The organism is Pseudomonas sp. SAS7 (assembly GCF_052112345.1).
GTDB lineage: Bacteria > Pseudomonadota > Gammaproteobacteria > Pseudomonadales > Pseudomonadaceae > Aquipseudomonas > Aquipseudomonas putida_Q.
Genome location: NZ_JBEGGO010000007.1, coordinates 203848 through 224950, shown reverse-complemented (window position 1 = coordinate 224950; position 21103 = coordinate 203848). Strand labels below are relative to the sequence as shown.

16 protein-coding genes are annotated in these 21103 nt (G+C 63.7%); 11 read left to right on the top strand and 5 right to left on the bottom strand.

Going from position 1 to position 21103, the window contains the following annotated elements; all coding sequences use genetic code 11:
* Positions 1-22: 22 nt before the first annotated feature.
* On the bottom strand, positions 23-1987 hold the full coding sequence (gene mnmC, locus ABI582_RS13685; protein WP_442119438.1) for a bifunctional tRNA (5-methylaminomethyl-2-thiouridine)(34)-methyltransferase MnmD/FAD-dependent 5-carboxymethylaminomethyl-2-thiouridine(34) oxidoreductase MnmC: 1965 nt from the start codon (positions 1985-1987) through the stop codon (positions 23-25).
* 136 nt (positions 1988-2123) lie between these two features.
* Between mnmC and pap the strand changes: the two genes are divergently transcribed.
* Entirely contained in the window at positions 2124-3617 is a 1494-nt protein-coding gene (gene pap / locus ABI582_RS13680) for a polyphosphate:AMP phosphotransferase (RefSeq protein ID WP_338746394.1), read from the top strand.
* A 254-nt stretch (positions 3618-3871) separates the two neighbouring features.
* Complete coding sequence (locus ABI582_RS13675; RefSeq protein WP_442119437.1) at positions 3872-4837, top strand: DMT family transporter; 966 nt, start codon at positions 3872-3874, stop codon at positions 4835-4837.
* Positions 4838-4976: 139 nt separating this feature from the next.
* Here ABI582_RS13675 and ABI582_RS13670 read toward each other — a convergent pair whose 3' ends face one another.
* Complete coding sequence (locus ABI582_RS13670; protein WP_338746396.1) at positions 4977-6371, bottom strand: class II fumarate hydratase; 1395 nt, start codon at positions 6369-6371, stop codon at positions 4977-4979.
* A gap of 154 nt (positions 6372-6525) precedes the next feature.
* Here ABI582_RS13670 and ABI582_RS13665 point away from each other — a divergent pair, with 154 nt between their 5' ends.
* The 7 genes from ABI582_RS13665 (at position 6526) to ABI582_RS13635 (ending at position 14513) form a co-directional block, all read left to right on the top strand.
* Positions 6526-7050 (top strand): DUF2059 domain-containing protein, encoded by a 525-nt coding sequence (locus ABI582_RS13665; RefSeq protein ID WP_019473006.1) that lies wholly within the window; start codon positions 6526-6528, stop codon positions 7048-7050.
* Between the two features lie 10 nt (positions 7051-7060).
* Positions 7061-7357 carry a BolA family protein gene (locus ABI582_RS13660; protein ID WP_016501024.1) on the top strand — a complete coding sequence of 99 codons (297 nt, stop codon included), beginning with the start codon at positions 7061-7063 and terminating at the stop codon, positions 7355-7357.
* 220 nt (positions 7358-7577) lie between these two features.
* Positions 7578-8510, top strand: a complete 933-nt coding sequence (gene trhO / locus ABI582_RS13655; protein WP_338746397.1) for an oxygen-dependent tRNA uridine(34) hydroxylase TrhO — start codon at positions 7578-7580, stop codon at positions 8508-8510.
* A 3-nt stretch (positions 8511-8513) separates the two neighbouring features.
* Positions 8514-9146 carry a DsbA family protein gene (locus tag ABI582_RS13650; protein WP_442119436.1) on the top strand — a complete coding sequence of 211 codons (633 nt, stop codon included), beginning with the start codon at positions 8514-8516 and terminating at the stop codon, positions 9144-9146.
* Positions 9139-10971, top strand: a complete 1833-nt coding sequence (locus ABI582_RS13645; RefSeq protein WP_442119435.1) for an ABC transporter ATP-binding protein — start codon at positions 9139-9141, stop codon at positions 10969-10971. Before ABI582_RS13650 ends, ABI582_RS13645 begins: the two co-directional genes overlap by 8 nt.
* Before the next feature lie 269 nt (positions 10972-11240).
* Positions 11241-13697: an EAL domain-containing protein gene (locus tag ABI582_RS13640; protein WP_338746400.1), complete on the top strand. Its 2457-nt coding sequence runs from the start codon at positions 11241-11243 to the stop codon at positions 13695-13697.
* A 30-nt stretch (positions 13698-13727) separates the two neighbouring features.
* Entirely contained in the window at positions 13728-14513 is a 786-nt protein-coding gene (locus ABI582_RS13635) for a TenA family transcriptional regulator (RefSeq protein WP_442119434.1), read from the top strand.
* A 137-nt stretch (positions 14514-14650) separates the two neighbouring features.
* Here the strand turns inward: ABI582_RS13635 and ABI582_RS13630 are convergent, their stop codons facing one another.
* The 3 genes from ABI582_RS13630 to ubiG are packed head-to-tail and all read right to left on the bottom strand — an operon-like array spanning position 14651 to position 16785.
* Positions 14651-15391, bottom strand: coding sequence for a YciK family oxidoreductase (locus ABI582_RS13630; RefSeq protein ID WP_442119433.1), 741 nt, complete (start codon positions 15389-15391; stop codon positions 14651-14653).
* A 21-nt stretch (positions 15392-15412) separates the two neighbouring features.
* The gene (mupP, locus tag ABI582_RS13625; RefSeq protein ID WP_258655626.1) at positions 15413-16084 is read right to left on the bottom strand and encodes an N-acetylmuramic acid 6-phosphate phosphatase MupP; all 672 of its coding nucleotides are present in this window, start codon (positions 16082-16084) and stop codon (positions 15413-15415) included.
* Positions 16085-16086: 2 nt separating this feature from the next.
* Entirely contained in the window at positions 16087-16785 is a 699-nt protein-coding gene (ubiG, locus tag ABI582_RS13620) for a bifunctional 2-polyprenyl-6-hydroxyphenol methylase/3-demethylubiquinol 3-O-methyltransferase UbiG (RefSeq protein ID WP_012271034.1), read from the bottom strand.
* A 110-nt stretch (positions 16786-16895) separates the two neighbouring features.
* On the opposite strand from ubiG, the gene mtnA reads away from it, so the two are divergent.
* Together mtnA and gyrA are read left to right on the top strand one after the other, a co-directional pair.
* A complete protein-coding gene (gene mtnA / locus ABI582_RS13615) occupies positions 16896-17972 on the top strand; it encodes an S-methyl-5-thioribose-1-phosphate isomerase (RefSeq protein ID WP_442119432.1) in 1077 nt (358 codons plus the stop codon).
* 305 nt (positions 17973-18277) lie between these two features.
* Positions 18278-21043, top strand: coding sequence for a DNA gyrase subunit A (gene gyrA, locus ABI582_RS13610; protein WP_258655628.1), 2766 nt, complete (start codon positions 18278-18280; stop codon positions 21041-21043).
* Positions 21044-21103 lie beyond the last annotated feature (60 nt).

The window sequence follows — 21103 nt, the reverse complement described above, 5'->3', positions numbered from 1 at the left end:
GCTGCGTAGCAGCCCCGGCCGATTACTTCCCCCGAATCAGCTTACGCAAGGCAAACCGGTTCGGATGACACGCCTCTGCCACTGCCCGCGGCAACGGCAGCGGTTCCCCACACACCCAGGCCGCCACCAGCTCGCCACTGAGCGGCGCCGTGATCAACCCGCGCGACCCATGCCCGCTGTTCACATACAACCCATCCAGCCAAGGGCAGGCTACATCCGGCACCAGCCGCGCATCCCGGCCCAACACCGCATAGGCCTCGGCAAATGCCTGTACATCAGCTACCGGCCCCACGATCGGCAGGTAATCCGGGCTGGTGCAACGGAATGCCGCGCGCCCCTGCAACTGCTCAGTGGCCAACGCGGCTGTGCCCAGGCGCTGCGCCAGGTCGACGGAAATCTCGTCCAGCAACGCCAGGTTGCCCTGGTGCTCGGACAGCGTCGGCGCCAAGTCTTCGCTGTGGAAATCAAAGCTTGCGCCCAGCGTATGTTCATCCCCGCGCGGCGGCGCCACGTAGCCCTGCGCACACACCACGGTGCGCAGCGCCCGGCTGCTGGCGGTGGCCGGCAAGCGGGTAATCTGCCCCCGGATGCGCTTGAGCGGCAGTTGCGCGCAAGGCTCGAAGCGCTTTACCTCGGCGGCACCGGCCAGAATCACCACCGGTGCGCTGGCAATCAGGCGGTCACCCGCCCAGGCCTGCCACTGCTGGTCGACCTTGCGCAGCTCCAGCACTTCCTGATGGGTGACCAGTCGAATCCCTGGGTGCTGCAGCTGTTGCTGGCACAACGCAGGTGGGTGCACCCAGCCGCCTTCGGGGTAGAACAACCCGCCGGCCGGCAAGGCCACGCCGGCGATGGCTTCAGCCTCGGCGCGCTCCAGTGAATGCAGCAAATCGTGGTCGAAAGCGGCAGCCAGCTTGTCTTGGCGCTCGGCTTCCTTGTTGTCGAAGGCCAGTTGCAGCACGCCGCAGGCATCCCAGTCGCGGCCACGCTGCAGGCGTTCAAGCTGGCGCCGGGTGTAGCCGAAACCGGACAGGATCATCTGTGAAAGTGCGGTGCCATGGGCGGACAGCTTGAGGTACAGCACTCCCTGCGGGTTGCCCGAAGCTTCCTGGGCCGGGGCTTTGTGGCGTTCCAGCACGGTGACCTGCCAGCCACGCCGGGCCAGGCTGGCAGCGGTTGTGCTGCCGGCCAGCCCTGCACCGATCACCAGTGCCTCGCGTGGCCCCTGCGCAGGGGCGGGGCGCGCGTACCAAGGTGCGCCTGGTGCTGGTAGGGGGCCGACGTAGGCACCGCTCATCACCTCCCACTTCTTGCCGATGCCTGGCACCTTCTTCATGGCGAAACCGGCTTCGACCAGGCTGCGGCGTACCCAGCCGGTGGTGGTGAAGGTGCCCAGCACAGTACCCGGGTGCGATAACCGCGCCAGCTGCGCGAACAGCTCCGGGGTCCACATGTCGGGGTTTTTGGCCGGGGCGAAACCGTCGAGGAACCACACATCGATCTGCGCATCGAGTTGCGGCAGTTGCTCGAGCACGTCACCGATCAGCAGGGTCAGGGTGACCCGGCCATCGGCGAAGGTGAATTGCTGGAAGCCCGGGTGCACCGCCACATATTGCTCAAGCAGTGGCTCGGTGTAGGCGGCAAGTTCAGGCCACAGGCGTACTGCGCGGGCCATGTCAGCGTGCCCGAGGGGGTATTTTTCGACACTGACGAAGTGCAGGCGCGCATCGCTGTGCGCGTGCTGGTCAAACAGCTGCCAGGCGCAGAAAAAATTCATGCCGGTGCCAAAACCGGTTTCGCCTATCACCATGCAGCTGTGCGGCGTTAGGTTGGCAAAGCGCTCGGCCAGGCGGGTCTGGCCGAGGAATACATGCTTGGTTTCTTCGATGCCTTCGTTGACCGCGAAATAGACGTCGTCATATTGCCGCGAGTGGGGGCGGCCCTGGTCGTCCCAGTCGATCTGGGCGTGCTGGAGGAGGGTGGACATGGTTGGCTCGGTTGCAGCGGATGGCAAGATTTTATGCCATCGCGCCTACCTGTGGGAGCGACTTCACTCGCGAAGAGGTCAGTACAGGCAGAAATGAAATCCGCTAGTCTTGCTTATCCATTGAAGGAGCCAGTGCATGTTCGAATCCGCCGAAATCGGCCACAGCATCGACAAGGAGGCTTACGACGCCGAGGTACCCGCATTACGCGAGGCCCTGCTCGAAGCCCAGTACGAACTCAAGCAGCAGGCGCGCTTCCCGGTGATCGTGCTGATCAACGGCATCGAAGGCGCTGGCAAGGGTGAGACGGTAAAGCTGCTCAACGAGTGGATGGACCCGCGCATGATCGATGTTCTCACCTTCGACCAGCAGACTGACGAAGAGCTGGCCCGGCCGCCCGCCTGGCGTTACTGGCGGGCTTTGCCGCCGAAGGGGCGGATGGGCGTGTTCTTTGGCAACTGGTACAGCCAGATGCTGCAGGGGCGGGTGCACGGGGTGTTCAAGGATGCCGTGCTCGATCAGGCGATCATGGGCGCCGAGCGCCTGGAGCAGATGCTGTGCGATGAAGGTGCGCTGATCATCAAGTTCTGGTTCCACCTGTCCAAGAAACAGATGAAGGCACGGCTGAAATCGCTCAAGGACGACCCGCTGCACAGCTGGAAGATCAGCCCGCTGGACTGGCAGCAGTCGCAAACCTACGACCGTTTCGTGCGCTTTGGCGAGCGCGTGCTGCGCCGCACCAGCCGCGACTATGCGCCGTGGCACATCGTCGAAGGGGTAGACCCGAATTACCGCAGCCTTGCGGTGGGGCGCATCCTGCTGGACAGCCTGCAAGCCGCGTTGGCCAACAACCCCAAGGGCAAGCACCAGGGCAATGTGGCCCCGCTGGGCCGCAGCATCGACCAGCGCAGCCTGCTCGGCGCCCTGGACATGACCTTGCGCCTGGACAAGGCCGACTACCAGGAGCAACTGGTCACCGAGCAGGCCCGCCTGGCCGGCCTGCTGCGCGACAAGCGCATGCGCCGGCACGCCTTGGTGGCCGTGTTCGAAGGCAACGATGCTGCCGGCAAGGGCAGTGCCATCCGCCGCGTGGCGGCAGCACTGGACCCACGCCAGTACCGCATCGTGCCGATTGCCGCGCCCACCGAAGAAGAGCGGGCGCAGCCCTACCTGTGGCGGTTCTGGCGGCATATTCCGGCACGCGGCAAGTTCACCATCTTCGACCGTTCCTGGTATGGCCGGGTGCTGGTGGAGCGGGTGGAGGGTTTTTGCAGCCCGGCCGACTGGATGCGTGCCTACAGCGAGATCAACGACTTTGAAGAGCAGTTGGTGAATGCCGGGGTGGTAGTGGTGAAGTTCTGGCTGGCGATCGACCAGCAGACCCAGCTGGAGCGTTTTCAGGAGCGTGAGCAGATCCCGTTCAAGCGCTACAAGATCACCGAGGACGACTGGCGCAACCGCGACAAGTGGGACGACTATGCCCAGGCGGTGGGCGACATGGTCGACCGCACCAGCAGCGAGATTGCGCCATGGACGCTGGTGGAGGCCAACGACAAGCGCTGGGCGCGGGTCAAGGTGCTGCGCACCATCAACCAGGCGCTAGAGGCGGCATTTGCCAAGGACAAGAAATAGCCAGGGCTTTTGATTGCCTGTTCTGGCCTCTTCGCGGGTGAACCCGCTCCCACAGGATGATCACAGGATTGGCCATTGTGCAGTCCCTGTGGGAGCGGGTTCACCCGCGAAGAGGCCAGAACAGGCTGCACACCTGCCAAGCCATGCCACACAAGAATGACCTGATGAATTCTTTTCTTGGCACTCTTCCCCGTCACTGCCCTCCAAGCCCGTAGAATTCAGTCACCCCCACCACGGGCTTGATCGAGGACACTATGCACACCACTTCCGGCCGCTGGAGCTATGGCCTGTTCCTGGCACTTCTGACCGCATTGCTCTGGGGCATCTTGCCGATCAAGCTCAAGCAGGTACTGCAGGTGATCGACCCGATCACCGTCACCTGGTACCGCCTGCTGGTTTCCGGTGGCCTGCTGTTCGCCTGGCTGGCAGCCAAGCGACGCTTGCCATCGTTCACCCGGCTGGCACCCAGGGGCAAAGGCCTGGTAGCGGTGGCCGTGCTTGGCCTGATGGGCAACTACGTGCTGTACCTGATCGGCCTCAACCTGCTCAGCCCCGGCACCGCGCAACTGGTGGTGCAGGTAGGCCCGGTGCTGTTACTGGTGGCCAGCGTGTTCGTGTTCCGCGAGCGCTTCAGCCTGGGGCAGGGCGTGGGCCTGCTGATACTGCTGGCGGGTTTCGGCCTGTTCTTCAACCAGCGCCTCGAAGAGCTGCTGACTTCATTGGGCACCTACACCACCGGGGTGCTGACCATTCTGCTGGCCACCAGCATCTGGGTGTTCTACGCCCTCAGCCAGAAGCAACTGTTGACGGTATGGAACTCACAGCAGGTGATGATGGTGATCTACCTCAGTTGCGCTGCGCTGCTCACGCCTTGGGTACACCCGCTGGAGGCGTTGCAACTGACCCCGGTGCAAGGCTGGCTGTTGCTGGCCTGCTGCCTGAATACCCTGGTGGCCTACGGCGCGTTTGCCGAGGCGCTGGCGCACTGGGAGGCGTCGCGGGTGAGTGCCACCCTGGCGTTGACACCGCTGGTGACCTTTATCGCGGTGGCGCTGGCGGCAATGGTGTGGCCGGAGTATGTGCACGCCGAAGACATCAATGCCCTGGGTTATGTAGGGGCGGTGACCGTGGTGTTCGGCTCGGCGCTGGTGGCGCTGGGGCCATCGCTGGTGGCCAGTTGGCGCGCCCGCAAGTTCAAGAAAGTTGCGCGTTCTCTGTAGGAGCGGCCTTGTGTCGCGATGGGCTGCGCAGCAGCCCCAAAATCCATGTCACTGCCGAGATTTCTGGGGCTGCTGCGCAGCCCATCGCGACGCGAGGCCGCTCCTACAGGGGGCGATACAGGGGGCGATACCCGAGCTGTCAGCCCTTGCCACCCGGCGCCAGCATGTTCTCCGGCCGCACCCACTGGTCGAACTGCTCATTGGTCAGGTACTTCAACTCCAGCGCAGCCTCGCGCAAGGTCTTGCCCTCGCTATAAGCTTTCTTGGCAATTTCCGCCGCCTTGTCATAGCCGATATGCGGATTCAACGCCGTCACCAGCATCAGGCCCCGCTCCAGGTGCGCGGCCATTTGCTCGGCATCGGGCTCGATGCCCGCCACGCAGTGCAACTGGAAGTTGCGGCAGCCATCCGCTAGCAGTTCGATCGACTGCAACAGGTTGTGGATGATCACCGGCTTGAACACGTTCAACTGCAAATGCCCCTGGCTGGCGGCAAAACCGATGGCCGCATCGTTGCCCAGCACCTGGCAGGCCAGCATCGACAGCGCCTCGCATTGGGTAGGGTTGACCTTGCCCGGCATGATCGAACTGCCCGGTTCGTTGGCCGGCAGGCGTACTTCGGCCAAACCGGCGCGTGGGCCCGAGCCCAGCAATCGCAGGTCGTTGGCGATTTTCATCAGCGCCACGGCCAGGGTTTTCAGGGCGCCCGCCAGGCTGGTGAGCGGCTCGTGGCCGGCGAGGGCGGCGAACTTGTTCGGCGCCGTGACAAATGGCAGGCCGGACAGTGCCGCCAGCTCGGCGGCGATGGCTTCGGCAAAGCCGTGCGGGGCGTTAAGCCCGGTACCCACGGCGGTGCCGCCCTGGGCCAGTTCGCACACCGCCGGCAGGGTGGCGCGGATGGCGCGCTGGGCATAGTCGAGCTGGGCGACGAAAGCGGACACCTCCTGGCCGAAGGTAATCGGCGTGGCGTCCATCATGTGCGTGCGGCCGGTCTTCACCAGCTTGTGGTGGCGCGCCGACAGCTCGGCAAGCCCCGACGACAGCTCGACGATGGCTGGCAGCAGTTGCTCGTGCACCGCCTGCGCAGCCGCAATGTGCATGGCTGTGGGGAAGCAATCGTTGGAACTTTGCGAGCGGTTGACGTGGTCGTTGGGGTGTACTGGCGCTTTGCCGCCTCGGCCTTTGCCGGCCAGTTCGTTGGCGCGCCCGGCGATCACCTCGTTGACGTTCATGTTGCTTTGCGTGCCGCTCCCGGTCTGCCAGACGACCAACGGAAACTGGTCGTCGTGCTGGCCATCCAGCACTTCGTCGGCGGCTTGTTCGATCAGCCGGGCGATGTCGGCCGGCAGGTCGCCGTTGCGGTCGTTGACGCGTGCCGCGGCCTTCTTGATCAGCGCCAGGGCGTGCAGCACCGCGAGGGGCATGCGTTCCTTGCCAATGGCGAAATTGATCAGCGAGCGCTGGGTCTGCGCACCCCAGTACGCGTCTTCAGGAACTTCGACCGGGCCCAGGCTGTCTGTCTCGATACGGCTCATTCTGTACTCACTCCCGTGTAGTTCGAAATCGCAGTTTAGGCCCTGATTCGACCAAGCGGTTCCATCGCTCGTCGTGCCACTTGAGCACATCGCCACCACGGCGCAGAATGCTCTACTCTGAGGTACCCGCCTCCCTCTTCTTGAAGGAAATGCAATGACCCGTCTCCGTGTCCTTTGTGCCGCCGTTGCCCTGGCTTGCGCCAGCGGCCAGGTGCTCGCTGCCACCGCCAGCCACAACGCTGCTGCCGAGAAATTCCTGACCCTGGCCAACGCCGACAAGCTGGGCACCCCGGTGTACATGCAGGTCCAACAGATGTTCGCCCAGCGCTTCGCTCAAACCAAGGCCCCGGCCGCCAAACAGCCAGTGCTGGCAAGCTACCAGGCCAAAGCCAACGCCGCGCTGGACAGCGCCATCGGCTGGAACAAGCTGAAGCCGAAGATGGTCGACCTGTACACCCAGACCTTCACCGAGCAAGAGCTGAAAGACCTGGTCAAGTTCTACGAATCGCCGCTGGGCAAGAAAGTCCTGCGTGAAATGCCCAAGGTTACCCAGCAGTCGGCCCAGCTGACCCAGCAGAGCCTGGAGCCAGCAGTGCCGGTGGTGAACAAGCTGCTGGAAGACATGACCAAGGAACTGGACCCTAACGCTGGCAAGGCTGCCGTCCCTGCCAAGAAGTGAGCACGCCGCAATGACCATGCAACAGCGCATTGAACAACAGCTGGGCGCCCTGGCGCCGCAGCACCTGCAGGTGCTCGACGAAAGCCACATGCACAGTCGTGGTCAGGAGACCCACTACAAGGCAGTGATCGTCAGCGAGCAGTTTGCCGGGTTGAACAGCGTCAAGCGCCACCAGAAGGTGTACGCCACCATGGGTGAGCTGATGGGCCAGATCCATGCCTTGGCCATTCATACCTACACCGCCGAAGAGTGGGCCAAGGTCGGCGTGGCGCCGGCCTCGCCGGTGTGCGCCGGCGGCGGGCACTGAAACCTTTTTGTCGTTCTGGTAGAATCCGTACCATCCAAGGGGGCCGCTGTGCGGCCCATTCGCGGCACAAGGCCGCTCCTACAGGGATTGCACCGCCCGTTGGGTTGTGTATTTCCCTGTAGGAGCGGCCTTGTGCCGCGAATGGGGCGCAAAGCGCCCCCTGCTTTTTGTCAAACCCGGTCCGCCCCTTACGAGGGCAACCACCTGGAGAACCCGCTTCATGTCACAACCTATCGTCGTCGCGGCGCTGTACAAATTCGTCACCCTGCAAGACTACGTCGAGCTGCGCGAGCCGCTGCTCAAGGCCATGCTCGACAATGACGTCAAAGGCACCCTGCTGCTGGCCCACGAAGGCATCAACGGCACCGTGTCGGCCACCCGCGAAGGCATCGACGGCCTGCTGGCCTGGCTGCGCAACGACCCGCGCCTGGCCGATGTCGACCATAAAGAGTCGTACTGCGATGAGCAGCCGTTCTACCGCACCAAGGTCAAGCTCAAGAAAGAGATCGTCACCCTCGGCGTGCCAGGCGTGGACCCGAATCAGGCGGTCGGCACCTATGTCGAGCCCAAGGACTGGAACGCGCTGATCAGCGACCCGGAAGTGCTGCTGATCGACACCCGCAACGACTACGAAGTGGCCATCGGCACCTTCAAGGGCGCGATGGACCCGAAGACCGAAACCTTCCGCGAGTTCCCCGAGTACATCAAGGCCAACTTCGACCCCAGCAAGCACAAGAAAGTGGCCATGTTCTGCACCGGCGGCATTCGTTGCGAAAAAGCCTCCAGCTACATGCTCGGTGAAGGCTTCGAGGCGGTCTATCATCTTAAAGGTGGCGTGCTGAAATACTTCGAGGAAGTGCCTCAGGAAGAAAGCCTGTGGGACGGCGACTGCTTCGTCTTCGACAACCGCGTCACGGTGCGCCATGACCTGAGCGAAGGCGAGTACGACCAGTGCCACGCTTGCCGCCACCCGATCAATGCACAAGAGCGCGCGTCCGAGCACTATTCGCCAGGTGTCAGCTGCCCGCATTGCTGGGACACCCTGAGCGAGAAGACCCGGCGCAGTGCCATCGACCGGCAGAAGCAGATCGAGCTGGCCAAGGCCCGCAACCTGCCGCACCCGATCGGTTACAACTACAAAGCCGAGGCCTGATGCATGTCTGCACGCCTGATTTATGTGATGGACCCGATGTGCTCCTGGTGCTGGGGTTTCGCGCCGGTAGCCGCCGCCCTGATCATCCAGGCGCGTGAGGCGGGCGTTGTCACCCGCGTGGTGCCGGGTGGGCTGCGCACCGGCGGCAGCGCCCTGGACAGCGCCACCCGCAAGTACATCCTCGAACACTGGCAGGCGGTGGCCGACGCCACCGGGCAGCCGTTTCGTTTCGAAGGGGCCATGCCTGAGGGCTTCGTCTACGACACCGAGCCGGCCTGCCGTGCCCTGGTCACTGCCCGTGAGCTGGACGCCGAACGCGTCTGGCCGCTGCTGGCGCTGATCCAGCGTTCGTTCTACGAGCAGGGCGTGGACGTGACCACGGCGCCGCAGCTGGTCGAGCTGGCCTCGCAGTGCGGCTTCGACCGCACCGTGTTTGCCGAAACCTTCGCCCGCGCCGATACCCGCGCCGCCACCGCAGCCGATTTCAGCTGGGCCCAGGACCTGGGTATTGCCGGCTTTCCGACCCTGCTGGCCGAGCGCAATGGCCAACTGGCCCTGCTGACCAACGGCTACCAGCCGCTGGAGCGCCTGCAACCCTTGCTCGGCCGCTGGCTGCAGCAGGCCGCCTGTGCTTGATGTGCCTGGGTCACCCGACCCGGTGCCGGGCAAGCCTCACACTGCGGGCGATCGACTGAGCTGGGCGGAAATCCGCCGCCTGGCCCTGCATCACAAGAAGAACCTCTGGTCTGCCAACCTCATCGCCGTGCTGGCGGCTTGCTGCAGCGTGCCCATTCCGTTGCTGTTGCCCCTGTTGGTGGACGAAGTCCTGCTGGGCCATGGCGATGCTGCGCTGAAGTGGATGAACCACCTGCTGCCCTCCAACTGGCAGGTGGCAGCCGGCTATATCGGGCTGATGCTGGCGCTCACTCTGTGCCTGCGCCTGGCTGCGCTGGCGTTCAACGTGATCCAGGCCAAGCTGTTCGCCGGTTTGGCCAAGGATATCGTCTACCGCCTGCGCATCCGCCTCATCGAGCGGCTCAAGCGCATTTCGCTGAAGGAATACGAAAGCCTGGGCAGTGGCACGGTAACCACCCACCTGGTCACCGACCTGGACACCCTCGACAAGTTCGTGGGCGAAACCCTCAGCCGCTTCCTGGTGGCCATGCTGACCCTGACCGGCACAGCGGCGATTCTGATCTGGATGCACTGGCAGCTGGCCTTGCTGATCTTGTTGTTTAACCCGCTGGTGATCTACTTCACCGTGCAGTTGGGCAAACGGGTCAAACACCTGAAAAAACTCGAGAACGACAGCACCGCGCGTTTTACCCAGGCGCTGACGGAAACCCTCGATGCCATTCAGGAAATCCGTGCCAGCAACCGTCAGGGCTACTTCCTTGGCCGTTTGGGCCTGCGCGCCCGCGAAGTGCGTGACTACGCCGTGGATTCGCAGTGGAAGAGCGATGCCAGTGGCCGTGCCAGTGGCTTGTTGTTCCAGTTCGGTATCGACATCTTCCGCGCCGCAGCCATGCTGACCGTGCTGTTCTCCGACCTTTCCATTGGCCAGATGCTGGCGGTGTTCAGCTACCTGTGGTTCATGATCGGCCCGGTGGAGCAACTGCTCAACCTGCAATATGCCTACTACGCCGCCGGTGGTGCGCTAAGCCGCCTCAACGAGCTGCTGGCGCGCGATGACGAGCCGCAGTACCCGGCCGCCAGCGACCCGTTCGCCGGCCGCGAGACGGTGGGTATCGAGGTGCGCGACTTGCGCTTTGCCTATGCCGACGAGCCCGTGCTGGAGAACCTCGACCTGTCCATTGCCCCGGGCGAAAAGGTGGCGATTGTCGGCGCCAGCGGCGGCGGCAAGAGCACCTTGGTGCAACTGCTGCTGGGCCTCTACAGCGCCCAGGCCGGGACCATCCGCTTTGGCGGTGCCAGCCTGCAGGAAATCGGCCTGGAAACCCTGCGCGAAAACGTTGCGGTGGTGTTGCAGCACCCGTCGCTGTTCAATGACACCGTACGCGCCAACCTGACCATGGGCCGCGACAGCAGCGACGACGCTTGCTGGCACGCGCTGCGCATCGCCCAGCTGGACGCCACCATCGCCGCCTTGCCGCAGGGCCTGGACAGTGTGGTGGGGCGCTCCGGCGTGCGCTTGTCTGGCGGGCAGCGGCAGCGCCTGGCCATCGCCCGCATGGTGCTGGCCGAGCCCAAGGTGGTCATCCTCGACGAAGCCACCTCGGCCCTGGACGCCGCCACCGAGTACAACCTGCACCAGGCCCTGGCGCGCTTCCTCAGCGGCCGCACCACGCTGATCATCGCCCACCGGCTGTCGGCGGTGAAGCAGGCCGACCGGGTGCTGGTGTTCGATGGCGGGCATGTGGCCGAAGATGGCGACCACCAGCAGCTGATTGCCGAGGGTGGGTTGTATGCCAAGCTTTATGGGCACCTGCAGCAAAGCTGATTCTGAAACGCCACCTCGGTCGGTGTAGGAGCGGCCTTGTGTCGCGATGGGCCGCAAAGCGGCCCCAGATCTCCACACCACCGCTGATATCCCGGGGCCGCTTTGCGGCCCTTTCGCGACACAAGGCCGCTCCTACAGAAAGCGCGGCGACAGAATCGGAAACGGCGGGATCCCCTGTCATAAAAAACCCCGTCACGTTGATGGCAGATGGCCTACGCTGTGCTTGTCTGGGTCGATTTGCGCCTTATCTGCTCTGTGACAGGGACTCCATGAAGGGACATCGCACACTCGAAGCGCCGAAGTTGCTCGGCATCACCTGGCCCTTCATCGCCGTTGTGGTCTTCCAGGTGGCGCTGGGCAGCCTCAGCCTTTATACGCTTTCGGCCGTGCGCGCCTACGTCGCGGGCGAAAGCCTGTGGTCCAAGGCGCAGAAAGACGCCATCTATTACCTGAACCTTTACGCCGACACCCGCGACGACAGTACTTACCAGCGTTATCGCCAAGCCATTACCGTGCCCCAGGGCGACCACCAGCTGCGCGAGGTGCTCGACCAGCCCAGCCCCGACCTGGATGCCGCGCGCCAGGCTGTACTGCAAGGCGGCAACCACCCCGACGACGTCGAGCGGATCATCTGGTTCTACCGTAACTTTCGCAACATCAGCTATATGCAGACAGCCATCGACTACTGGAACATCGGCGACGACTACCTGGCCAAGCTGGATGTGCTGGCTGGCGAGATGCGCCAAAGCTTTGCCAGTGGCCCGGTCGACGGCCAGGCAGTCAACGCGTGGAAGGCCCGCATCGTCACCATCAACGAAGGGGTCACGCCCGCTGCCAAAGCGTTCAGCGATGCCTTGGGCGAAGGTTCGCGCATGTTGCTGCGGGTACTGCTGATCACCAACCTGCTGACAGCGATGTTCCTCATTGCCATCGCCTGGCGCCGCTCGAGCAAGCTGCTGGCCCAGCGCCAGGCCTTCGCCACCGCCCTGCAGGAGGAGAAAGAGCGAGCGCAGACCACCTTGCAAGCCATTGGCGATGCGGTCATTACCACCGACGTGGAGGGCTGCATCGGCTACATGAACCCGGCCGCCGAGCAACTGACCCACTGGCAGTCTGGCCAGGCGCAGGGCCTGCCGCTGTCGGCCCTGTTCAGCCTGGTGGACGAGCAGGCCGAGGAAGATGGCCGTAGCCTGGTCGAGCAGGTGCTTAGCGGCAGCCTCAAGGGCGGCGCCGAGCATGCCCGGCTGATCCAGCGCCTGGACGGCAGCACCGTGTCGATCAACCTGGTGGGCTCGCCGATCGTCAGTGATGGCCAGCTCAGTGGCATCGTGCTGGTGCTGCATGACATGACCCAGGAGCGCCAGTACATCGCCAACTTGTCATGGCAGGCGACCCATGACGCCCTGACCGGGCTGGCCAACCGCCGTGAGTTCGAATACCGCCTGGAGCAGGCGCTGAACGGCCTTGCGCGCCAGGCCGGGCGGCATTCGCTGATGTTCCTGGACCTCGACCAGTTCAAGCTGGTGAACGACACCTGCGGCCATGCCGCGGGCGACGAATTGCTGCGGCACATCTGCGCCGTGCTGCAATCCGGCCTGCGCGAAGGTGACACGCTGGCCCGGCTGGGTGGCGACGAGTTTGGCGTGTTGCTGGAAAGCTGCCCGCCCGACCAGGCCGAGCGCATTGCCGAGCAACTGCGCCAGATGGTGCAGAGCCTGCACTTCGTGTGGAAGGGGCGGCCGTTCGTCACCACGGTCAGTATCGGCCTGGTGCACATCGCCCAAAGCCCGGGCACCCTGGAAACCTCGCTGCGTGCCGCCGACATGGCCTGCTACATGGCCAAGGAGAAGGGGCGCAACCGCGTGCAGGTGTACCACGCCGACGACAGCGAGCTGTCCATGCGTTTTGGCGAAATGGCCTGGATCCAGCGCTTGCACGTGGCCCTGGAAGAAAACCGCTTTTGCCTCTACGCACAGGAAATAGCCCCGCTTAAAACTTTCGAGGGCCCAGGCCACATAGAAATCCTGCTGCGCCTGCACGACGAAGGTGGCCGCACCATCCTGCCCAGCAGCTTCATTCCTGCGGCAGAACGCTACGGCCTGATGACTGCGCTGGACCGCTGGGTGGTGCGCAATGTGTTCCAGGTTATACGCCAGTGCCTGGACGAAGGCCGCGAAGGGCCGCTGTCTATCTGCGCGATCAACCTGTCGGGGTCGAGCATCGGCGACGACAAGTTCCTCGAATACCTGCAAAGGTTATTTGTCGAGTACGCCATTCCGCCACGGATGATCTGCTTCGAAATTACCGAAACAAGCGCGATTGCCAACTTGGGCAGCGCCATTCGCTTCATGAATGAGTTGAAGGGGCTGGGCTGCCGCTTTTCCCTCGATGACTTTTGCGCCGGCATGTCGTCGTTCGCCTACCTCAAGCACCTGCCCGTGGATTACCTGAAGATCGACGGCAGCTTCGTCAAGGACATGCTCGACGACCCGGTCAACAGGGCCATGGTCGAGGTGATCAACCACATCGGCCATGTCATGGGCAAACGCACTATCGCCGAGTTCGTCGAAACGCCCTTGATCGAGCAGGCCCTGCAGGAAATAGGCGTGGATTACGCCCAGGGTTACCTGATCGAACGCCCCCAGGTGTTCACCTGTGACAGTCTGCAGCGCCAACGGATCGCCGCCCGGCCTCTGTTGCAGCGGGCGCCTGGCACATTTCGCTAGCGAGAAATCACAAGGATCAAGGAGCTGAAAGTGATTGATGCATTCGTTCGTATCGGGCCTTTGATGGACCCCGCCAGCTATCCCCAATGGGCCCAGCAACTGATTGAAGACTGCCGCGAGAGCAAGCGCCGGGTGGTGGAGCATGAATTCTACGCGCGCCTGCGCGACGGCCAGCTCAAGCAGTCGACCATTCGTCAGTACCTGATCGGTGGCTGGCCGGTGGTAGAGCAGTTCTCGCTGTACATGGCCCATAACCTGACCAAGACCCGCTATGGCCGCCACCAGGGCGAAGACATGGCGCGGCGCTGGCTGATGCGCAACATCCGCGTCGAGCTCAACCATGCCGACTACTGGGTGAACTGGTGCCATGCCCATGGCGTGCACCTGCATGAGCTGCAGGCTCAGGAAGTGCCCCCCGAGCTTAACGGCCTGAACGACTGGTGCTGGCGCGTGTGTGCCACCGAGAACCTGGCCATTTCCATGGCGGCGACCAACTACGCCATCGAAGGGGCGACCGGGGAATGGTCGGCGGTGGTGTGCTCGACCGATACCTATGCCCAGGGTTTCCCGGAAGACCAGCGCAAGCGGGCGATGAAGTGGCTGAAGATGCATGCCCAGTATGACGATGCGCACCCGTGGGAGGCGCTGGAAATCATCTGTACCCTGGCCGGCGAGAACCCGACCCTGGGGCTGCGTACCGAGTTGCGCAGGGCGATTTGCAAGAGTTATGACTGCATGTACCTGTTCCTGGAGCGGTGCATGCAGCTGGAAGGCCGCCAGCAAGGCCGTTTGCGCCCGGCGTTGGCGGCGGGCTGATCATCCGCCTGTACCGGCCCATTCGCGGCACAAGGCCGCTCCTACAGGGATAGCGTGCCCGTCGGGTTGTACATTCCCCTGTAGGAGCGGCCTTGTGCCGCGAATGGGCTGCAAAGCAGCCCCGGCAATCTTAAGCCTTACTGGGCGTTGAGCGCCTGCCCGTTCACTGCCTTGCTGTCCGGCCCCATCAGGTACAGGTACACCGGCATGATCTCTTCAGGCAGCGGGTTGCTCTGCGGGTTTTCGCTGGGGTAAGCCTGGGCCCGCATCGCCGTGCGCGTGGCGCCGGGGTTGATGCTGTTGGAGCGCACTGGCGCCACACCTTCGAGTTCGTCGGCCAGGGTCTGCATCAGGCCCTCGGTGGCGAACTTCGACACGCCATAAGCGCCCCAGTAGGCCCGGCCTTTGCGCCCGACGCTGCTGCTGGTGAACACCACCGAGGCGTCCTCCGACAGCTTCAGCAGGGGCAGCAAGGTGCTGGTGAGCATGAAGGTGGCGTCGACGTTGATGTGCATCACGCGCATGAAGTTGTCGCCCGACAACTGCTCCAGCGGCGTGCGCGGGCCAATGATCGAGGCATTGTTCAGCAGGCCGTCCAGGCGGCCGAACTGGTCTTCGATCATCACGGCCAGCTCGTCGTACTGGTGGGGCAGGGCGGTTTCCAGGTTGAACGGGATGACCACCGGTTGCGGGTGCCCGGCGGCTTCGATCTGGTCGTAGACCTCGTTCAGGTTGGCCTCGGTCTTGCCCAGCAGCAGCACGGTGGCGCCCACTGCCGCGTAAGCCTTGGCGGCCGCAGCACCGATGCCGCGGCCGGCGCCGGTAACCAGGATGACCCGGCCTTGCAGCAGGTCGGGACGGGCGGTGTAGTCGAACATTGTGTATTCCCTGTCTCTAGTTCAGCAGCCACACAGCGCGCTGTCGATCACTTTGCGCAGTTCCAGCGGGTGGTCCACCACCACGTCGGCGCCCCAGTTGTTGGGGTTGTCCTCTGGATGAATATAGCCGTAGCGCACGGCTGCCGTGCGGGTGCCGGCGTCGCGGCCAGACTCGATGTCGCGCAGGTCGTCGCCAACGAACAGCACGCTGGCAGGGTCCAGGCCCAGCGTCGTGCAGGCCAGGGTCAGTGGCTCGGGGTCAGGCTTGCTGTTTTTCACGTGGTCCGGGCAGATCAGCAGTGCCGAGCGCTCGGCCAGGCCCAGCCGCTGCATGATCGGCTCGGCGAAGCGCACCGGCTTGTTGGTGACCACGCCCCACAGCAGGTTGCCTTTCTCGATGTCGGCCAGCAGCTCGGCCATGCCGTCGAACAGCTTGCTGTGTACCGCGCAGTCGCGCTGGTAGCGCTCCAGAAACTCCAGGCGCAGGGCCTCGAAGCCTTCGGCTTCCGGGTCCATGGCAAACGTGGTGGCAACCATGGCGCGGGCGCCGCCAGAGATCACGCCACGGATCAGGTTGTCGTCAATGGCCGGCAGGCCGCGCTCGGCGAGCATGGCCTGGCAGATGGCGATGAAGTCCGGCGCCGTGTCGAGCAAGGTGCCGTCCATGTCGAAGAGTACTGCTCGCAAACGCATGCTCATTCCTCGCGCAGGGTCTGGATCATGTAGTTGACGTCGACGTCGCTGTTGAGCTTGTAGTGCTTGGTCAGCGGGTTGTAGGTGAGGCCGATGATGTCCTTCACCTGCAGGCCGGCATCGCGGCTCCAGGCGCCCAGTTCGGACGGGCGGATGAACTTCTTGAAGTCATGGGTGCCGCGCGGCAGCATCTTCAGGATGTACTCGGCGCCGACGATGGCCAGCAGGTAGGCCTTGGGGTTGCGGTTGATGGTGGAGAAGAACACCTGGCCGCCCGGCTTGACCATGCGGTAGCAGGCGCGAATCACCGAGGATGGGTCGGGCACGTGTTCGAGCATTTCCAGGCAGGTGACCACGTCGAACTGTTCAGGCATTTCTTCGGCCAGGGCTTCGGCGGTGATCTGCCGGTATTCCACCTGTACACCAGACTCCAGCTGGTGCAGCTGGGCCACGGCCAGGGGTGCCTCGCCCATGTCGATACCGGTTACCGTGGCGCCGCGCAGGGCCATGGCTTCGCTGAGGATGCCGCCGCCGCAGCCTACGTCCAGCACTTTCTTGCCGGCCAGGCTAGCCCGCTCGTCGATCCAGTTGACGCGCAGCGGGTTGATTTCGTGCAGCGGCTTGAACTCGCTTTCGCGGTCCCACCAGCGGTGGGCCAGCGCTTCGAACTTGGCGATTTCGGCGCGGTCGACGTTGCTCATTGAACAGTCCTCTGAAACTTCGCAAAATTGCGCCGGAGTATACCCGAGCGCTCGGCCCCCAGGCTCGCTATAATCGCCGGCTTTTGACATGCGAACCACGGGGAGAGGCGATGCGCGAGCGACTTTTGGCGGCGGAGAAGGTGACCGGGATCCGCTGGCAGGGCGGCATCTTGCACCTGCTCGACCAGCGCCTGCTGCCGTCGGAGGAACGCTGGCTGGCCTGCGACAATGTTGCGCAGGTGGCGGCGGCAATCCGCGACATGGCGGTGCGCGGCGCCTCGGCCATTGGTATTGCCGCGGCCTACGGCCTGGTGCTGGCCCTGGAAGAGCGGCTGGCCGAGGGTGGCGACTGGGAAATGGACCTGGAAGAGGACTTTCTCACCCTTGCCGAAGCACGCCCCACGGCGGCCAACCTGTTCTGGGCGCTGAACCGCATGCGTGAGCGCCTGCTGCGTCTGCGCCCGGATGAAGACGTGCTGGCAGCGCTGGAGGCAGAAGCAGTGGCTATCCAAGAAAGCGACCGTGAAGCCAACCTGACCATGGCCCAGCAAGGCATCGAGCTGATCCGCCGTCATCAGGGCAATGCCCAGACGCTGCTTACCTACGGCAATGCCGGTGCCCTGGCCAGCGGCGGTTTCGGCACCGCGCTGGGGGTAATTCGCGCCGGCTACCTGGAGGGCATGGTCGAGCGGGTGTATGCCGGCGAAACTCGCCCTTGGCTGCAAGGCTCGCGCCTGACGGCCTGGGAGCTGGCCAACGAAGGAATTCCGGTGACCCTGTGCGCTGACTCGGCGCTGGCGCATCTGATGAAGACCAAGGGCATCACCTGGGTGGTGGTGGGCGCGGACTGCATCGCTGCCAATGGCGACGTGGCCAGCAAGATTGGCACCTACCAGTTGGCGGTCAGCGCCATGCACCATGGTGTGCGCTTCATGGTGGTGGCGCCGAGTACCAGCATCGACCTGAACCTGGCCACCGGTGAGGATATTCCGCTGGAGGAGCGTGACGCCGACGAGTGGCTGGACTTTGGCGGTGCCCCGGCGGTAAAGGATGTGGAGGTTTTCAACCCGGTGTTCGACGTGACCCCGGCCGACCTGATCGACGTGATCGTGACCGAGCGCGGCATCGTGGAGCGCCCGGATACCGCCAAGCTGGCCCAGTTGATTTGCCGCAAGCGCCTGCACTGAGGGTGTATGGCGATAGAAGTCTGTCGCCTTTTAGATCGAGCGCCGCGCGGGCGGCGCTCGATCTCCCAGGCGACACAATATTCAAGGCAAGCACCCCGGGCCACCTCTCCCCACCGCCCCCGCGTTTGTGATAACATCCGGCAGTTTCCAAGACCGCCCATCACGGCGGCCTTCATTGCGCAGATCCATGGCACAACTCATTGATTTGTCGTAAGTCGTCGCACGCTTGTACGCTGCGGCGGCGAGCTTCGTTCGGCCCTTGATGGAGCTGCGAAGTTTCACCAGAAAAAGGAATCAGGCTTCTCATGGGCGAACTGGCCAAAGAAATCCTCCCGGTCAATATCGAAGACGAACTGAGACAGTCTTACCTCGACTACGCGATGAGCGTGATTGTCGGGCGAGCGCTGCCCGATGCGCGTGACGGCTTGAAGCCCGTGCATCGTCGCGTTCTCTATGCGATGAGCGAACTGGGCAACGACTGGAACAAGCCGTACAAGAAATCCGCCCGTGTGGTCGGTGACGTGATCGGTAAGTACCACCCGCACGGCGACACTGCGGTCTACGACACCATCGTGCGTATGGCCCAGCCGTTCTCGCTGCGCTACCTGCTGGTCGACGGCCAGGGCAACTTCGGTTCGGTGGACGGCGACAACGCCGCAGCCATGCGATACACCGAAGTGCGCATGACCAAGCTGGCTCACGAGCTGCTGGCCGACCTGCACAAGGAAACCGTCGATTGGGTGCCCAACTACGACGGCACCGAGCAGATCCCGGCGGTCATGCCGACCCGTATTCCCAACCTGCTGGTCAACGGTTCCAGCGGAATCGCCGTGGGCATGGCGACCAACATTCCGCCACACAACCTCGGTGAAGTCATCGACGGCTGTCTGGCGCTGATCGACAATCCGGAAGTCACCATCGATGAACTGATGCAGTTCATCCCTGGGCCAGACTTCCCGACTGCCGGCATCATCAACGGTCGCCAAGGCATCATCGAGGCCTATCGCACCGGTCGTGGCCGCATCTACATGCGCGCCCGCTCCGAGATCGAAGACATCGACAAGGTGGGCGGCCGTCAGCAGATCGTCGTCACCGAGCTGCCGTACCAGCTGAACAAAGCGCGCCTGATCGAAAAGATCGCCGAGCTGGTAAAAGAGAAGAAGATCGAAGGCATCACCGAGCTGCGCGACGAGTCCGACAAGGACGGCATGCGCATCGTCATCGAGCTGCGTCGCGGCGAGGTGCCGGAGGTGGTGCTCAACAACCTCTACCAGCAAACCCAGCTGCAGAGCGTGTTTGGCATCAACGTGGTCGCCCTGATCGACGGTCGTCCGCGCCTGCTCAACCTCAAGGACCTGCTCGAAGCGTTCGTCCGTCACCGCCGTGAAGTGGTGACCCGCCGCACCGTATTCGAGTTGCGCAAGGCCCGTGAGCGTGGCCACATCCTTGAAGGCCAGGCGGTTGCGCTGTCCAACATCGACCCGGTCATCGCCCTGATCAAGGCTTCGCCTACCCCGTCCGAGGCCAAGGAAGCCCTGGTTTCCACGCCGTGGGAATCCAGTGCCGTGCAGGTCATGGTCGAGCGCGCCGGCGCCGATTCCTGCCGCCCTGAAGACCTGCCGGAGCAGTACGGCCTGCATGATGGCAAGTACTTCCTGTCGCCGGAGCAGGCCCAGGCCATTCTCGACCTGCGCCTGCACCGCCTGACCGGCCTGGAGCACGAGAAGCTGCTGGCCGAGTACCAGGAAATCCTCGAGCAGATCGGCGAGCTGATCCGCATCCTCAGCAGCGCCGAGCGCCTGATGGAAGTGATCCGCGAAGAGCTGGAAGCCATCCGTGCCGAGTACGGCGATGTGCGCCGCACCGAAATCCTCAATGCCAGCCACGACCTCAACTACGGCGACATGATCCCGGAAGAAGAGCGCGTGGTTACCATCTCCCACGGTGGTTATGCCAAGACCCAGCCATTGTCCGCTTACCAGGCCCAGCGCCGTGGCGGCAAAGGCAAGTCGGCAACCGGCGTGAAGGACGAGGACTACATCGAGCACCTGTTGGTTGCCAACAGCCATGCCACCCTGTTGCTGTTCTCCAGCAAGGGCAAGGTGTACTGGAAGAAGACCTACGAAATCCCCGAAGCGTCCCGCGCTGCCCGTGGTCGCCCGCTGGTCAACCTGCTGCCGCTGGAGGAGGGTGAGCGCATCACCGCCATGCTGCAGATCGACCTCGAAGCGCTGCAGCAGAACGCCGACCTGGACGAAGAACTGGAAGACGCTGATGACACCGTGCTCGAGGGTGAGCTGGTAGAGGCCGAGGAAGTCGACGAAGAAGACGGCGACACCGCAGAATGGGTGGCAGAGCCGACTGGCGCTTACATCTTCATGGCCACCGCCTCCGGTACCGTCAAGAAGACCCCGCTGGTGCAGTTCGCCCGTCCGCGCTCCAACGGCCTGATCGCCTTGAAGCTGAAGGAAGGCGACACCCTGATTGCGGCGGCCATCACCGACGGCGCCAAAGAAGTCATGATGTTCTCCGACGCCGGCAAGGTCATCCGCTTCGCCGAAAGCGTCGTGCGTGAAATGGGCCGTACGGCCCGCGGTGTGCGCGGCATGAAACTGGGCAAAGGCCAGCAGATCATTTCGATGCTGATCCCGGAGTCCGGCGCGCAGATCCTCACCGCCTCCGAGCGTGGCTTCGGCAAGCGCACCCCGCTGTCCAAGTTCCCGCGTCGCGGCCGTGGTGGCCAGGGCGTGATTGCCATGGGTACCAAAGGGCGCAACGGTCTGCTGGTCGGTGCTATCCAGGTGCAAGAAGGCGAGGAGATCATGTTGATTTCCGACCAGGGCACGCTGGTGCGTACCCGGGTTGGCGAGGTGTCCAGCCTGAGCCGTAACACCCAGGGTGTTACGCTGATCAAGCTGGCGGCTGACGAGACACTGGTGGGCCTGGAGCGTATCCAGGAGCCGTCCGAGGACGAACTCGATGATGTGATCGAGACGGACGAGGAGGGCGTCGAGGCTGAAGCGCCAGACAATGAAGACGCTGCGGGTGCCGAAGAGGCCCCGCAGGAGTAAGCAAGCGTAAACCCGAACGGGGCGACCAAGGTCGCCCCGTTTGACTGATTACAGCAGGCA

Excerpts from the sequence above, each read along its gene's own strand:
- ABI582_RS13630 (WP_442119433.1), bottom strand. The coding sequence starts at position 15,391 with ATGTTCGACTACACCGCCCGTCCCGACCTGCTGCAAGGCCGGGTCATC.
- gyrA (WP_258655628.1), top strand. The coding sequence starts at position 18,278 with ATGGGCGAACTGGCCAAAGAAATCCTCCCGGTCAATATCGAAGACGAA.
- ubiG (WP_012271034.1), bottom strand. The coding sequence starts at position 16,785 with ATGAGCAACGTCGACCGCGCCGAAATCGCCAAGTTCGAAGCGCTGGCC.
- ABI582_RS13640 (WP_338746400.1), top strand. The coding sequence starts at position 11,241 with ATGAAGGGACATCGCACACTCGAAGCGCCGAAGTTGCTCGGCATCACC.
- ABI582_RS13670 (WP_338746396.1), bottom strand. The coding sequence starts at position 6,371 with ATGAGCCGTATCGAGACAGACAGCCTGGGCCCGGTCGAAGTTCCTGAA.
- ABI582_RS13650 (WP_442119436.1), top strand. The coding sequence starts at position 8,514 with ATGTCTGCACGCCTGATTTATGTGATGGACCCGATGTGCTCCTGGTGC.
- ABI582_RS13660 (WP_016501024.1), top strand. The coding sequence starts at position 7,061 with ATGACCATGCAACAGCGCATTGAACAACAGCTGGGCGCCCTGGCGCCG.
- mupP (WP_258655626.1), bottom strand. The coding sequence starts at position 16,084 with ATGCGTTTGCGAGCAGTACTCTTCGACATGGACGGCACCTTGCTCGAC.
- trhO (WP_338746397.1), top strand. The coding sequence starts at position 7,578 with ATGTCACAACCTATCGTCGTCGCGGCGCTGTACAAATTCGTCACCCTG.
- mtnA (WP_442119432.1), top strand. The coding sequence starts at position 16,896 with ATGCGCGAGCGACTTTTGGCGGCGGAGAAGGTGACCGGGATCCGCTGG.
- ABI582_RS13675 (WP_442119437.1), top strand. The coding sequence starts at position 3,872 with ATGCACACCACTTCCGGCCGCTGGAGCTATGGCCTGTTCCTGGCACTT.
- ABI582_RS13665 (WP_019473006.1), top strand. The coding sequence starts at position 6,526 with ATGACCCGTCTCCGTGTCCTTTGTGCCGCCGTTGCCCTGGCTTGCGCC.
- pap (WP_338746394.1), top strand. The coding sequence starts at position 2,124 with ATGTTCGAATCCGCCGAAATCGGCCACAGCATCGACAAGGAGGCTTAC.
- mnmC (WP_442119438.1), bottom strand. The coding sequence starts at position 1,987 with ATGTCCACCCTCCTCCAGCACGCCCAGATCGACTGGGACGACCAGGGC.